This is a genomic window from Flavobacterium cutihirudinis (assembly GCF_003385895.1).
In the GTDB taxonomy this organism is placed as follows: Bacteria; Bacteroidota; Bacteroidia; order Flavobacteriales; family Flavobacteriaceae; genus Flavobacterium; species Flavobacterium cutihirudinis.
In genome coordinates this window covers 228,463-241,965 of sequence record NZ_QRDQ01000012.1, presented here as the reverse complement: position 1 = coordinate 241,965, position 13,503 = coordinate 228,463, and the positions used below count along the sequence as shown (strand labels likewise).

Annotated in this window: 11 protein-coding genes; 4 read left to right on the top strand and 7 right to left on the bottom strand. The window is 34.5% G+C overall.

Features of this window, described 5'->3' with window-relative positions:
- Together BD847_RS19300 and BD847_RS19295 are read left to right on the top strand one after the other, a co-directional pair.
- The gene (locus tag BD847_RS19300; protein ID WP_115889880.1) at positions 1-687 is read left to right on the top strand and encodes a YjjG family noncanonical pyrimidine nucleotidase; all 687 of its coding nucleotides are present in this window, start codon (positions 1-3) and stop codon (positions 685-687) included.
- 3 nt (positions 688-690) lie between these two features.
- Positions 691-1,449, top strand: coding sequence for a hypothetical protein (locus tag BD847_RS19295; RefSeq protein ID WP_115889879.1), 759 nt, complete (start codon positions 691-693; stop codon positions 1,447-1,449).
- Positions 1,450-1,464: 15 nt separating this feature from the next.
- Here the strand turns inward: BD847_RS19295 and BD847_RS19290 are convergent, their stop codons facing one another.
- Complete coding sequence (locus BD847_RS19290) at positions 1,465-2,742, bottom strand: replication-associated recombination protein A (protein ID WP_115889878.1); 1,278 nt, start codon at positions 2,740-2,742, stop codon at positions 1,465-1,467.
- A gap of 129 nt (positions 2,743-2,871) precedes the next feature.
- On the opposite strand from BD847_RS19290, the gene BD847_RS19285 reads away from it, so the two are divergent.
- Both BD847_RS19285 and BD847_RS19280 read left to right on the top strand, forming a co-directional pair.
- Complete coding sequence (locus BD847_RS19285; protein ID WP_115889877.1) at positions 2,872-3,633, top strand: rhomboid family intramembrane serine protease; 762 nt, start codon at positions 2,872-2,874, stop codon at positions 3,631-3,633.
- 56 nt (positions 3,634-3,689) lie between these two features.
- The gene (locus BD847_RS19280) at positions 3,690-4,196 is read left to right on the top strand and encodes a hypothetical protein (protein ID WP_115889876.1); all 507 of its coding nucleotides are present in this window, start codon (positions 3,690-3,692) and stop codon (positions 4,194-4,196) included.
- Positions 4,197-4,198: 2 nt separating this feature from the next.
- On the opposite strand, the gene BD847_RS19275 is transcribed toward BD847_RS19280, so the two are convergent.
- The 6 genes from BD847_RS19275 to BD847_RS19250 all read right to left on the bottom strand — a co-directional run bounded on the left by BD847_RS19275 (position 4,199) and on the right by BD847_RS19250 (position 13,191).
- The gene (locus tag BD847_RS19275) at positions 4,199-4,999 is read right to left on the bottom strand and encodes a DUF2490 domain-containing protein (RefSeq protein WP_115889875.1); all 801 of its coding nucleotides are present in this window, start codon (positions 4,997-4,999) and stop codon (positions 4,199-4,201) included.
- 41 nt (positions 5,000-5,040) lie between these two features.
- A complete protein-coding gene (gene rlmB / locus BD847_RS19270; protein WP_115889874.1) occupies positions 5,041-5,775 on the bottom strand; it encodes a 23S rRNA (guanosine(2251)-2'-O)-methyltransferase RlmB in 735 nt (244 codons plus the stop codon).
- 81 nt (positions 5,776-5,856) lie between these two features.
- A complete protein-coding gene (locus BD847_RS19265) occupies positions 5,857-7,128 on the bottom strand; it encodes a hypothetical protein (protein ID WP_115889873.1) in 1,272 nt (423 codons plus the stop codon).
- Between the two features lie 17 nt (positions 7,129-7,145).
- Entirely contained in the window at positions 7,146-8,609 is a 1,464-nt protein-coding gene (locus BD847_RS19260) for a SusD/RagB family nutrient-binding outer membrane lipoprotein (protein ID WP_115889872.1), read from the bottom strand.
- Positions 8,610-8,612: 3 nt separating this feature from the next.
- Positions 8,613-11,867, bottom strand: coding sequence for a SusC/RagA family TonB-linked outer membrane protein (locus tag BD847_RS19255; RefSeq protein ID WP_115889871.1), 3,255 nt, complete (start codon positions 11,865-11,867; stop codon positions 8,613-8,615).
- Positions 11,868-11,952: 85 nt separating this feature from the next.
- Complete coding sequence (locus BD847_RS19250; protein WP_244201640.1) at positions 11,953-13,191, bottom strand: BamA/TamA family outer membrane protein; 1,239 nt, start codon at positions 13,189-13,191, stop codon at positions 11,953-11,955.
- Between the last annotated feature and the right edge of the window lie 312 nt (positions 13,192-13,503).

Here is a 13,503-nt window from a genome sequence, read left to right as displayed (position 1 = left end):
ATGAATACGACTATTACAGATGTTTTTTTTGATTTAGATCACACACTTTGGGATTTCGATAAAAATTCTGAAATGGCGTTTGATCGAATTTTTAAAAGTAAATATCCCGAAATTAAAACACCTGATTTTATTGAGAAGTACGCGCCTATAAATCAGCAATGCTGGAAGTTATATCAGGAAGATAAAATAACTCATGTTGAATTGCGTTACAATAGATTGAAATTTTCTTTTGATGCTTTAGATTATCAGATTTCAGACGAAAGCATTAATGATATTGCAAATGATTATATTGAATTTTTAACAGATAATAATCATCTTTTTGACGGTGCGATTGAAGTTCTTGAATATTTAAAACCTAAGTACAGACTTCATATTATAACAAATGGTTTTGCAAGTGTTCAGGATAAAAAAATTAATAATGCTTCACTTGGTGGTTATTTTAAGACAATTACAAATTCGGAATTGGCCGGTGTGAAGAAACCAAATAGTATTATCTTTGATTATGCTGTTAATTTGGCTCAAACTTCAAAAAGTAGTAGCATCATGATTGGAGATTGTTTGGATGCCGATGTAAATGGCGCTTTAAACGCTGGTTTGGATGCTATTTTCTTTAATGAAAAAAATATAGAGGTTTCTCAAAATATTAAACAGATAAAACATTTATTAGAACTTAAAAAATATTTATAAAAGATGAAAATTAAACTTTTATTGGTTGCGCTTCTTGTTTCGGTTATTGGATTTGCTCAAAATGTAAATGACTACAAAGCAGTCATAGTTCCGCTAAAATATGAATTTCTTAAATCGGAAAATCAGTATAGAATGTCTACTATAAGCAAGTCAAACTTACTTAAAGCAGGTTTTCAGGCCTTTTATGCAAACGAAGAAATTCCTGCGGAGTTTAGCGATCGTTGTCAGCTTTTATATATGGATGTTCGAAAAGACAATGCTTTTTTGGTGACCAAATTATTTGTTGAGTTTAAGGATTGCTATGGAAAAGTGATTTATACTTCTGAAGTGGGTAGAAGCAAGGAAAAAGATTTTGAACTTGCTTATAGAGAAAGTTTAAATGCGGCTTTTACATCTATTTATGCATTACATTATAAATATAGTGGAAATCCGGTTGCGCCAGCAACTAAATCGGCTCCGGTTACTGCGGCTCCAATTGCGGTCAGTGCTGCTGTTGTTCCTGCAGCAACTCAGGTTTCAGCTCCTGTGGCCGATACATCAGATCCAAATCTTTTATATGCACAGCCAACTGAAAACGGCTACCAATTAATTGACAAAACGCCTAAAGTAGTTATAAAGTTGTTGAAAACTTCACGTCCTGATTCGTTCATCGCTATTAAAGATGGAGTTCAGGGAACTTTAAATGCAAAAGACAATCAATGGTTTTTTGAGTATTATCAAAACGATAAATTGATTTCTGAAAAAATTTCAGTTAAGTTTTAAAAATAAAAATAGGGTTTAATAACCGTATTTATCCTTCCAACGGTTCTTTAGAAATTCGCGGTTGCTATTCTCTCTAGAGTTGCTTCCAGGATTGTAAAGAACCGTTTCTATTATGGCATCCGGAAGAAATTCCTGTTCGGCAAAGTTATTAGCATAGTCATGCGAATATTTATAGTCATCACCGTAACCTAGCTCTTTCATTAGTTTTGTCGGTGCATTTCGCAAATGAATTGGAACCGGTAAATCTCCTGTTTGTTTAACCAGTTGTTGTGCATTGCCAATCGCCATATACGAAGCATTACTTTTTGGAGAAGTTGCTAAGTAAATTGCACATTGACTTAATATTATTCTGCTTTCAGGATAACCGATAGTTGTAACAGCCTGAAAAGTATTATTGGCCATTATAAATGCTGTAGGATTTGCGTTTCCAATATCCTCGCTGGAGAGAATGAGCATTCTTCGGGCAATAAATTTTACATCTTCGCCGCCTTCGATCATTCTTGCCAGCCAATATACAGCGCCGTTAGGATCGCTTCCGCGGATTGATTTTATGAATGCCGAAACAATATCGTAGTGTTGTTCGCCAGTTTTGTCATACAAAACGGTATTCTGTTGCACAAGTTCTAAAACACGACTGTTTGTAATCGTAATTTCGTCACCTGCAGATGCGTTTATTACGAGTTCAAAAATATTAAGGAGTTTTCGGCCATCGCCGCCTGAAAGTCTCAGAAGTGCTTCAGTCTCTTTTAAATTGATTTTTTTAGTTGAAAGATATACATCCGTTTTCATGGCTCGATGTAATAATGCTTCGAGATCATCTTTTGTGAAAGCATTTAATACATATACCTGACAACGGGATAAGAGAGCAGGAATAACTTCAAAACTTGGATTCTCTGTTGTTGCGCCAACAAGTGTAATCCAGCCTTTTTCTACCGCAGCTAAAAGAGAATCTTGCTGTGATTTGCTGAAACGATGAATCTCATCAATGAACAAAATCGGGTTTTTGGCAGTAAATAAGCCGCCGCTTTGTTTTGCTTTTTCGATAACATCTCTAATATCTTTTACACCCGAATTGATGGCACTCAGCACATAAAAAGGTCTTTTAGATTCCTGTGCAATAATTTGTGCCAAAGTCGTTTTGCCTGTACCAGGTGGCCCCCAAAATATCAAAGAGGGTATAATTCCTTTTGAAATCTGTTGCGTCAAAGAACCATTTGGACCAACCAAATGACTCTGACTGATATAATCTTCTAATTTTTGTGGGCGAATACGCTCGGCTAAAGGTGCTTCCATTTTGTAAAATTACTATTTTAAGCTTTAATTTTATAGTTTAAAAAGTTAATTACTTAATGAGTCTGACAAATTATCAGTAAATTATATTTGGATAGTTTTTTGATAATTATTGTATAAATTTCCAGAAAGATGAATGATAATAACTTTAAGTTTTCAAATGCAGTATTAGTGCTTCCGGTGCTTTTTGTTCTTTTTTTGTGGGTTATTTATTGGTTTCAGATTCGGTTTGATTTTGATTTTTATCAATACGGAATTTATCCAAGAGATTTTTCGGGCCTACAAGGGATTTTATTCAGTTCTTTTATACATGAGAATTTAGAACATTTATATAATAATTCTATACCGCTTTTAGTATTGCTGGCAGCTTTGCAGTTTTTTTATCCAAAACAAACTTTTGGAGTAATTGGTTATGGTATTCTTTTCTCTGGTTTGTTAACCTGGATTATTGGTCGTGAAAACTATCATATAGGTGCAAGTGGATTAATCTATGTTTTAGTTAGTTTTATTTTCTTTAAGGGAATTCAAACTCGTTATTATCGTTTAGTTGCGCTTTCTCTTTCGGTTATTTTACTGTATGGAGGTATGATATGGTATGTTTTTCCTGAAGTTGATGCTTCAATTTCTTGGGAAGGTCATTTGGCCGGTCTGATTACGGGTTTTGTATTGAGTTTGTTTTATAAAGCTCCGGAATATGCAAAACCAATTGTCTATGACTGGCAAAGACCAGATTTTAATGCGGAGGAAGATGCTTTTATGAAACATTTTGATGAAAATGGAAATTTTATAGTTAAAGAAAAAGAAGAAATCGAATCTGAAAGTCTAACCTCTTATTTTAGTCCGAGTGTTCCGGTTTATTACGTTATAACCAAAAAGGAATCTGAAGATAAGTAGTTTGTAATTTAAATAGATTAAATTTGTTTTGTGCTGTTTAATTTAATTTTTAGACTATGAGGAGTTTAGTTTTTGTGTTATTCGGATTGTGTAGTTTTTGGTGCTCGAAAGTAATTGCGCAATGTGATGTAAAGAATAAACTTTCTGCTGATGGTAGTATGATGTATTACTTTGAGCCTGCAGTTTTTTATACTACTCAAGCAAAATCTTTAAAAATAAATGTTCTGACAGATAAAGAACATTATTTTATTGCGTTACAACCTACACCATTTCCACCTAAAAAAGAAGGAAAAAAGATTAAAGGCGATCTAATTATGCATTTATCAGATAATAACGTTTATAAATTATCGCATTACGACACGCAATACATGGATAATGACTCTATTATGCAGGTTTTGTATCTTATTAATGAAAATGACTTAGCTTCTTTTTCGAAGAATGAAGCGATTTCAGCAGAGATAAAAATGGAAGGAACGGAATTTATAAGGGAATATAAATTCAAACTTCATAAGGATGCTATTATAAAGCAGCTTAATTGTTTTTTAAAGAAGGACGAGGAGTAGAATTACTCGTCTGTTTGAGTTTGATTTTTCTCAAGTAAATTTTTGTGTATATTTCTATAGAGATTGTTAAAAGTTATCGTTAACGATGCTGCATTGACAGTTTGGTTCCCGGAGTTTCTGGGTAGAAATTCATTAGCGTAAGTCAATTCTACTTGTATATCGTCGGTAAATAGATATCCGGCTCCTAAATTTAATCTGTTTCGGTCAAAAAAACTTTCTCCTGTAACTTTTGAACCGGTTTTTAAAAAGACTTCATCCGAAGCAATTGCGTAAACAACTCCTTGTCTCAATATTTTGCTGTTGATTGGTTGAAGGTATTTGACTTGTTGACGGTATCTAAGTACGTTTTCATAATCATCCTGTTGGTTTTTCATGTGACGCCATTCAAGTCGCATTCTGGTACTTAGCGTGTAACCGGTTTTGTGAAAGTAATAGATTCCCTGTGGCGCAAATCTCCATTCAGGTGATTCAAATTGTCCAATTTCTGGAACATCTTTATTGTTGAAATAAGCTAATGAAGCCGAAAGTTTCCAACGTGGTGTTAGGTAATAATGTCCCCATACACGAAGTGATCGCTGTATGTTTTGTTCAAATAAATTAGAGTTTGAGGTTGTACTGCTATAGGTGCCTGCAATATCAAACTCGGCCGACCATTTTTCACTTATGCTTCTGTTAAATTGAATTTCATTCCAAAACTGACTGTAATTTGTAGTTTGTGAGTAACTAATACTTGTAATAAATAGAATTACAAGTATTAGCTTTATTTTTTTGGATGATATTTTAGAAACAGAGTTTAAAGGCATTTATCATTTTTTTTAAAGTAGTACCTTAATTCTCGGTCTTGTTAAGTTCTCTGACGTACGGCTTCGTATAGAAAAGCGCCACAAGCAACAGAAACATTCAAAGATCCTATGGAACCAAACATTGGTAACTTTGCTTTTTCATCTACGATTTTAAGTACAGAAGGATTGATTCCGCGATCTTCAGAGCCCATAATAATAGCTACAGGTTCGTTTAGTGATAAATCGTAAATATTTGAATCTGTTTTTTCAGTTGCTGCGACTGTTTTAATTCCAGATCCCTGAAGATAGAAAATAGCATCTTTTATATGTTCGACTTTACAAATTGGAACATTAAATACAGCTCCGGCTGAGGTTTTTACGGTATCTCCATTCACTGGTGCCGAACCGGCTTTCTGAACAATAATTCCGTTTACTCCTGTACATTCAGCAGTTCTAATTATTGCTCCAAAATTTCGGGCGTCAGAAATTTGGTCTAATATTAAAAATAGTGGTTTAGCTCCAGATTCTATTGTTGATTCAACAAGATGTTCTAAATCGATGAAACCTATTGGTGAAATTGTGGCAACCGCCCCTTGGTGATTGTTTGGAGTAAGTCTATTTAGTTTTTCAACAGGAACGTATGAAAAGTTGATGTTAGCGCGTTTCATCACTTTCATCAGGTCCTTCATTAATTCTCCGGAAATTTCTTTTTGTATAAATACTTTGTCAACTTCTTTTCCTGCCTGAATTGCTTCTATAATGGCTCTAATTCCAAATATTTGATGTTCTTTTTCCATAGGACAAATATAGGTATAATGTTTATATAAAAAAAAACCACCAGCTCAGCTGGTGGTTTTCTATTTTGAAAATAAAATAAATTATTTAGCAGAAGATACAACAACAGGAGGTGTATCAGTTACTTGATATAATACTCCCTCTTTGTAAGAGAATACTAATTGTTGGCTAGAAGCACCAGCAACTCTATCAGTGATTTTAATTAAACCGTAACCTGTAACATCTTGCCAGTTTGGTTTGTCTTCAGTTCCTAAGTTTAGGTTTCTAGTAACTTTGTAAAGAACAACGTCATCAGTTTTTAAATCTCCTAATTCTGTAACTTTAGTTGCAGCATTGAATGCAGCTTCAGCTTGGAATAAATTAGTTGTATCGTAATCTAAAGTGCTCTTAACGAACTCAATTCTTACATCAGTTCTAGCTTTTTTGAATCCGAAACCATCTACGAAAGTTACTTCAGCGTTTTCAGCATCAGCACCGTCATAGCTTTTTCCAGTTTGGAAACTAAATTGGCTTGTAGTATCAGAGTTAGATAATGTACCAGCTGTTTCAGCACCAAATACTTGATCAGCAAATACAATTTTTGTAGAAATTGCATCAGTTTGAGTTCCAGCAGTTACAGTGAATTTAAATGTGATTTCATCGTCAGCTGCAATTTCAGACCAAGGAATAATGTTAGCAACATCAACTTTTCCTGTAGTTATAGGCAATGCTGCTCCAGGAAGTGCTTTGTATGCACCATCATTGATTTTGTACTCACCAACTACACTGTTAACTACAGTTGCTCCGTTTTTAACAGTAGCATAGTATACGTAAACAGGTGCAGGATCTAGGTAGTTTACAGCAAGAACCCCACTAGTTGAACTAGTAGTTTTTGGTAAACCATCAGCATCAAGAACTTTCCAAACAATTCCTTTTCCTACAGTAAGAGTATAAGTAGCTCTTGTAGTAGAACCATCAGAGTAAGTAGAAACAATAGCTAATGCAAATGTTCCAGTTTTACCAGTGTTAGTAGTTACTCCACCAGAAGTTACAGGGAACTCGTCAAAACTAGGTAACTTAGAAGTATTGAACGATGCTCCGTCAGCTGTTATAGTTGCATCAGAAATTTTTGCACCAAGTACAATAGGATCTGATATTGTTTTAGCATCGTTTTTGTAGATCTCAACTTTAGTAGCTGTTACACCATCTTTTGTAAACACGGCTAATGGAAGATCGTAGTTTCTATCCAAACGACTAATTGATGCTTTTGGAACAACATTACCACCTACGTCTGTGTAATCTACATCATCATCAGATGAACAAGACGCCAGAGCCGCGATAAGCGCAAATGCCGCAAATTTTATATATTTTTTCATATTTATATTATTAAGTATTAGAATTTATCCCAGAAAACTTTAGAAGTAACAGAATTGTTACCTAGTTTAGCTACTGCAGCTTCTAAGCTAGCAGCGTTAAGAGTTTGTTCTCTGTTAGGGTATGAATAACGTTTTGGAACTGTATTGATATCACCGTAAGTGATAGCAGGTGGTTGTAAAGCAGGGTAGTCTAATCTTCTGTAAGATGTCCAAGCTTCAAATCCTCTGTTATACAATGCAATCCAAGATTGTTCTCCAATTTTTTGTTTCCAAGTACCTGTTGCAGTAGCATAAGCTACATCAGTTCTAGCTAAATAAGCTGTAATAGCAGCAGATGGAACTTTCCAGTCTTGCATAGAAGCAGTAATTGCAGCATTATAGTGAGATGCAGCAGTACCTCCAACAGCAATACCTCTTTCTACAGCCTCAGCTAATAAGAACTCAACTTCAGAATAAGTGAATAATACTCCTGGGTAAGTTGGATCTTGGATAGTTGTTGTAAGGTGAGAGAAGTTATCATAAGTATTCAAAGCACCATAAACTCCACCTTTGTAATTTCCAGAACCAGCTGGGTAATCAGTAAAGTATTGTGGTCTTCTTGGATCACTTAGTGTATTCAATTTGTTTACAAATGTATCAGCAGGGATGAAGTCAAAACGTCCAGATGCAACTAAATCAACATATAACGGGTTAGCGTTTGGCTGAGTTGCAGCATAAGTCATGTAAGTACCGTCTGCACTAGAAGTAAAGATACCATCTCCAAAAGCAGCTAATGCTTGAGCAGATGCATAAGTAGGGTCAGTATCATGCAAGTTGATAGCCATTCTGAAACGTAATGAGTTTGCGAATTTAGCCCATTTTGCAGTACTTCCGTGGTAAATTAAGTCAGCGTCATCAAAACTTCCTTCATTTTTGTTTAAAGCGTGAGATGCAGCAGTCAATTTAGCAATTAAGTCTAAATAGATTGTTTTAGCATCATCATACTTTGGTTGTGGATAAGCAATGATGTCTAATGCTTCAGTATAAGGAATATCTCCAAAAGTATCAACTAATATTCCGTAGCTATAAGCTGTTAAAATATCGATGATAGCAATTTTGTTGTTAACTACAGCAAGTTCTTTAGCATCTGTAATAGTAGCTTTCTGTTCAGTAAGAAGTTTTTTTGCTTCTTTATAATCCATTAATACGTTACGGTAGTAAACTAACCAGTGTGTATCAGGAATAGTACGTCCAGTTAAATCATATTGACTTTCTTGTGGATATTGACATTCCGTCCATTGCTGAGCGAATAATCTGAATACGTTATAGTTAACCGAAGTACTTGTTACCTGATCCACCATTGCGTGCTCAGCATTTGTAAATAAGTAATTAGGTTCGGTATATGTTGGACGTTTTGTGTCCTGATTTAATCCTGTAATGTCATCACTACATGATGCAAACAAGGATAAAAGCGGTATTAATATAAGAAGTCTATTTTTCATAGCTTAGAATTTTATTGTTAAGTTACAACCAATGTTTCTAGTGGTTGGTAAAGATCCGATAGATAAACCTGCAGATCCAATGTTAGATCCAAGTCCACTTTCTGGGTCAGCATCTGGAAGATTTTTGTCAATTATCCAAAGGTTAGATCCAATAAGAGAGATTTTAGCATCAACTAATTTCATTTTTTGTACTAATGAAGAAGGTAATGTATAAGTAATATTTACTTCTCTCAATTTGATGAATCCTGCATCGTAAACATACTCTTTTCTTGGTCCGTTAGAGTAAGCATTTGTAATAGCTCCACCTGTAGAGTAAGCAGTTCTTGTTGTGTTAGGAGTTCCATCAGCATAAACACCTGGTAAGATAATTCCACCACCTGTAGCAAGAGTGTTTCTCATTGGGTTTCCTAAATCATTGTAACCTGCAGTCTCGTCAGTTAATCCAGTTCCTACACCGTACCATTGGTCAGTAGAGAAGATATCTCCACCTTTTTTCATGTCGATTAAGAAGCTGAAAGATAAACTTTTGTAAGAGAATTTGTTACGGATACCACCAATCCAATCAGGGTTGATATCACCAATAACGTTGTTTGTAGAAGTGTTGATTACATATCTTCCTGTTGAAGGGTTAACGATTTTTTGTCCGTCAGCAGCATAAGTGTAATCAGTTCCTTTCAAGATACCGAATGGTTGTCCAACTACAGCGTTTAATGTTACACCACCTGGGTATGAACCACCAACTTGTAAGTTACTTACACCATCAGCTAAAGCTGTTACTGTATTGTCGTTTTTAGACCAGTTAACTGTAATATCCCAAGCAAAATCATTTGTTTTGAATGGAGTAGCGTTAAATTGTACCTCGATACCTTTGTTCTCGATTGTTGCAGCGTTTACGTAACGTTGAGAAACTCCAGTTGCAGTAGAATAAGGAACAGGAATTGCTTCACCCTCATTCACGTTTTTGTATAAACTCAAATCAAAACCAATTCTTCTGTTTAAGAACTGCATCTCAAGACCAAGCTCTTGAGTTTTAGTTTTAATAGGCTCTAAGTTTGGATTGTTTTTTACTGAGTTTACAGAGTATTGTTGTTGACCATTGAAAGAGTTGATTTTTTCGTAAGTATCAACTAAAGCCAATGTTGGAGTTCCAAGTGGACTCTCAGAGTAACCACCTCTAATTTTACCGAAAGTTAACCAGCTTGCATTTACAAGTTTAGTGAAAACCCAGCTACCAGAGATAGAGTTACTGAATAATGAGTTGTTTCCTTCTGGTAATTGAGAGAAAGCATCTCTTCTTGATGTAGCATCAAGGAATAACATGTCTTTGTATCCTAACGAAGCAGAAACGAAGTAAGAGTTAACTCCAGTTTTAGTTTCTCTTTCGTATGGGTATGGACTTGCAGAAACAGAGTTGTCTAAGCTATAAAGACCTGGGATGATAAGTCCACCTTCTGTTGAAGCAGTAATTTGGTTGAAGTAGTTTCTTCTTACAGTTCCACCGGCAACACCAGTTAAGTTAAAGTCTTCTCCAAAGTTCTTTTTGAAGTTAAGTAACAAATCGTAGTTTTGCTCAGAGAAGTTACCATTGTAACGTTGGTAACCTGACATTTCGTTGAAAGCATTGATACCAAAAGTTTTTCCTACTGAACCTACAGCAAGTCTTTCTTCACGGATTTCAGAATATGAGTCAGTAGAGATTTTTGCAGTTGCAGAAACCCATTCAGCAATTTTATAAGTAAAGTTTGCGTAACCTACGAAACGATTTCTACTATCATTTTGGTAGTTTTTGTAACGATCAAAATAAGGGTTGTTCCAGTAAGCAGGGAAACCATTAGAAGTTGAAAGTCTATTCCAAGTAATGTTTTGACCTCCTGAAGCGTTGTAAGCTTGCTCTAATTGTTTGATGTCTACGTTAGTTTGCCACCATTGACGGAAACCAGAAACTAAGTTGTCGCTGTATCCAGTCATGTTTCTACCAACAGTTGTATTGTTAGAGAAGTTAGCAAATGTACTAAGAGATAATCTGTCAGTAAATTGGTGATTTACTTTTAAACTGAAGTTGTTCTTTTTAAGTTCACTATTTGGTAAAACACCTGTTTGGTTAGTGTTAGAATAGTTGAAAACTAAATTAGTTTTGTCATTAGCATCTTCAAATGAAATACTGTTTACCAAAGATAAAGAGCTTTTGAAGAATTTGTTAGGATCGTTTTTAGCGCCAACCCATGGAGTAGCTTTACCGTAGTTAGCATTTCCAGGATAGTTAGAGAAAGCATCCCATTGGTAAACGTTTAATGAAGAATCAAAAGGATCTCCAACAGAAGCATCGTCTCCCATTGCAACTACTAAGTCTACATTTCCATCACCATCGATATCTTGTTCTCCGAAAGAACCTCCGTAACCAGCACCGTAAGCTTTTTGGTATTTTAAGAAAGTGCTTTTGTCTGGAGTACCAGTTACAACTTCAGAAGAAACTGTAATTCCTAGACCTTTTTTAGCTTTACCTTTTTTAGTTGTAATCATCAAAACCCCGTTACCAGCTAAGTATCCGTATAATGCAGATGCAGCAGCACCTTTAAGTACGTTCACACTTTCGATATCTTCTGGGTTGATGTCCATACCGTTATTACCGTAGTCATAACCTTGAGCTCCTCTAGATTGAGCTGTAGTTCCGTCATTAGTATTGTTTGCGTTGTTAATTGGCATACCGTCAATTACAATAAGCATCTCATTACTTTGGTTTATCGCTTTAACACCACGAGAGATTGCACTCGTAGAACCACCAAAGTTTGTGTTTCTTCTAACGTTAACACCGGCAACTTTTCCAGAAAGTTCATTTAAGAAGTTACCAGATGCAGTACCTGATCTTAAGTCTCCTCCTTTTACTTCCTGAGTCGCGTAACCAAGAGATTTTTTCTCTCTTTTAACACCTAAAGCTGTTGTTACAACAACACCTTCAAGTTCTTGTGCATCTCCAGCTAATTTTACATTAATTACAGATGAACTTGCAGCTATTTCTTGGGTTTTCATCCCAATGTAGCTAAATACCAAAACTTGGCTTGATGAGGCTTTGATAGAGAATTTACCATCAAAATCGGTTTGCGTTCCAGATTTAGTTCCTTTAACTAATACACTTACACCTGGCAAAGGCATACCTGCATTATCGGAAACAATTCCTGAAACAGCTCTTTCTTGCGCAAAAGTTAATTGCGCTACTAGTACTAATAAAAGCACTAAGAATCCATTGAACTTTAGTTTCATTTTTAAATATTTTGAATTAGTATCGCAAAACTCTTAATAATTTGTTAACTATCCTAATATTAATTTAAACTTTTTTCGGTTACCACTAAAATTTAACATTATAACATATGTTTATGATAGTGTTATATAATTGCATTTCCTTAGTGTTTTGCCCGCCATTTGTCAGATTTATTCTGAATAAACCATTAGGTGTTTCGATGACTGAGCCAATTCCTAATCCTATTAATTTTTTTATTTTGGTTGGCTCAGATTGTGCTGTTAGGTCTTGATATACACCGTAATCTGCAATTGTATTGATATAAATTTTTGTGGAAAACTGATAGCGATACTCTGTAAGAATTAAGGAATTAAAGTTTGATTGAAGACTATTGTCTAAAAAACCTCTTATAGAGTTCATTCCTCCAAATCGAAATAATTCGTTTGAAATGTAATTTTTACTGTTAAAATAAAAATTTTGTGAATTTATGTTAATAAAGTTTTTTTCGTTTAGTTCAAAATTGTACGATGCGTTCAGGTTAATGTAAAATTGTTTGCTGGCTGGGTTGGTATTCGGATCAGTATTAGTTGTTCTGTTTCCATATCCAAAGAGAAAGTTTAAATTCGCCTTTTTTGGCATTAGATTATTTAGTGCATCTGATTTATTGAATTCGTAATTCGTGATAAGATACGAGTTTTTGAAGTCACTGATTGTGGTGTTATTTGTATTTTGTATATCGCTGGACTCTGTGGTTTGGTATCCTAAATAAATTTTTGAATTATAATTGATGTAATAGCCTAGGTCTATTTCTGTTCTTGTGTTTTGAAAAGTGCTGTCCTGTTTAAATATGTTTAATTGGGCTTTTATTCCTATAGGTGATTGAAAGATGTATGGTATTTCCAGTTTAGTATTGAAAGTTTTTTGCTCGTTTCCATCGCTTTTCCAATACAAAGAAAATTTTTCGCCCGCATGTAGCGTATTTGTTAGCGAAAGATCCAGGTAACCGTTTATGTTGACTTTTTTGTTTTCTTCATTTGAGAATCCAATATAGCCATCAAAAGTATTTGCTTTTTTTTGCTCAATGTAGGTGTAAATTTTTGTGGAATCTGTTGTAAATAGTATTTCTGGATATTTAGTTTGTGTTATAAAATCAAAACTATTGAGGTCTTGATAAAGTTCTTTTACGGTTTCCTGGTTAAATGTTCTGTTGAGATATTTTTTATTGAGTTGTTTTAAATGGCCTTTTGGGAAAAAGTTGCTTTTGCTGCGATTTGTATAATTTAATATTATTGAATTTACGGTACGTTTTTTTTCGGATTTAAAATTTAGATCTGCGTAAATTATCATATTCTTTCTTTGGATGTTTTCCAGTTGAAGCTTGCTTAGGGCAAAACCCGCTTTTTCTGCTTCCAGTATTTTTTGATTTAAATAATTTTCGAGCTCAGAATATGGGATGATTATAGTGTCGTTTTTTGTTTCATTTGTTTTAAAAAACGAATTTTTTATACCTATATATATATGTATACGTTTTACCCTCTGTTTTAAAGTAAAAAGAGAGAAGTAAGAGCTGTCGTTTATTTTGTTGACTTCTAGTATTTTGTTATCGGTGTATCCTTTTTTTGATAGTATTTGTGAAGTTTTTTTTGTTTCTTCAAATAA

Coding starts and splice junctions, on each gene's coding strand:
- BD847_RS19300 (WP_115889880.1), top strand. CDS start 1: ATGAATACGACTATTACAGATGTTTTTTTTGATTTAGATCACACACTT.
- BD847_RS19295 (WP_115889879.1), top strand. CDS start 691: ATGAAAATTAAACTTTTATTGGTTGCGCTTCTTGTTTCGGTTATTGGA.
- BD847_RS19290 (WP_115889878.1), bottom strand. CDS start 2,742: ATGGAAGCACCTTTAGCCGAGCGTATTCGCCCACAAAAATTAGAAGAT.
- BD847_RS19285 (WP_115889877.1), top strand. CDS start 2,872: ATGAATGATAATAACTTTAAGTTTTCAAATGCAGTATTAGTGCTTCCG.
- BD847_RS19280 (WP_115889876.1), top strand. CDS start 3,690: ATGAGGAGTTTAGTTTTTGTGTTATTCGGATTGTGTAGTTTTTGGTGC.
- BD847_RS19275 (WP_115889875.1), bottom strand. CDS start 4,999: ATGCCTTTAAACTCTGTTTCTAAAATATCATCCAAAAAAATAAAGCTA.
- rlmB (WP_115889874.1), bottom strand. CDS start 5,775: ATGGAAAAAGAACATCAAATATTTGGAATTAGAGCCATTATAGAAGCA.
- BD847_RS19265 (WP_115889873.1), bottom strand. CDS start 7,128: ATGAAAAAATATATAAAATTTGCGGCATTTGCGCTTATCGCGGCTCTG.
- BD847_RS19260 (WP_115889872.1), bottom strand. CDS start 8,609: ATGAAAAATAGACTTCTTATATTAATACCGCTTTTATCCTTGTTTGCA.
- BD847_RS19255 (WP_115889871.1), bottom strand. CDS start 11,867: ATGAAACTAAAGTTCAATGGATTCTTAGTGCTTTTATTAGTACTAGTA.
- BD847_RS19250 (WP_244201640.1), bottom strand. CDS start 13,191: ATGATAATTTACGCAGATCTAAATTTTAAATCCGAAAAAAAACGTACC.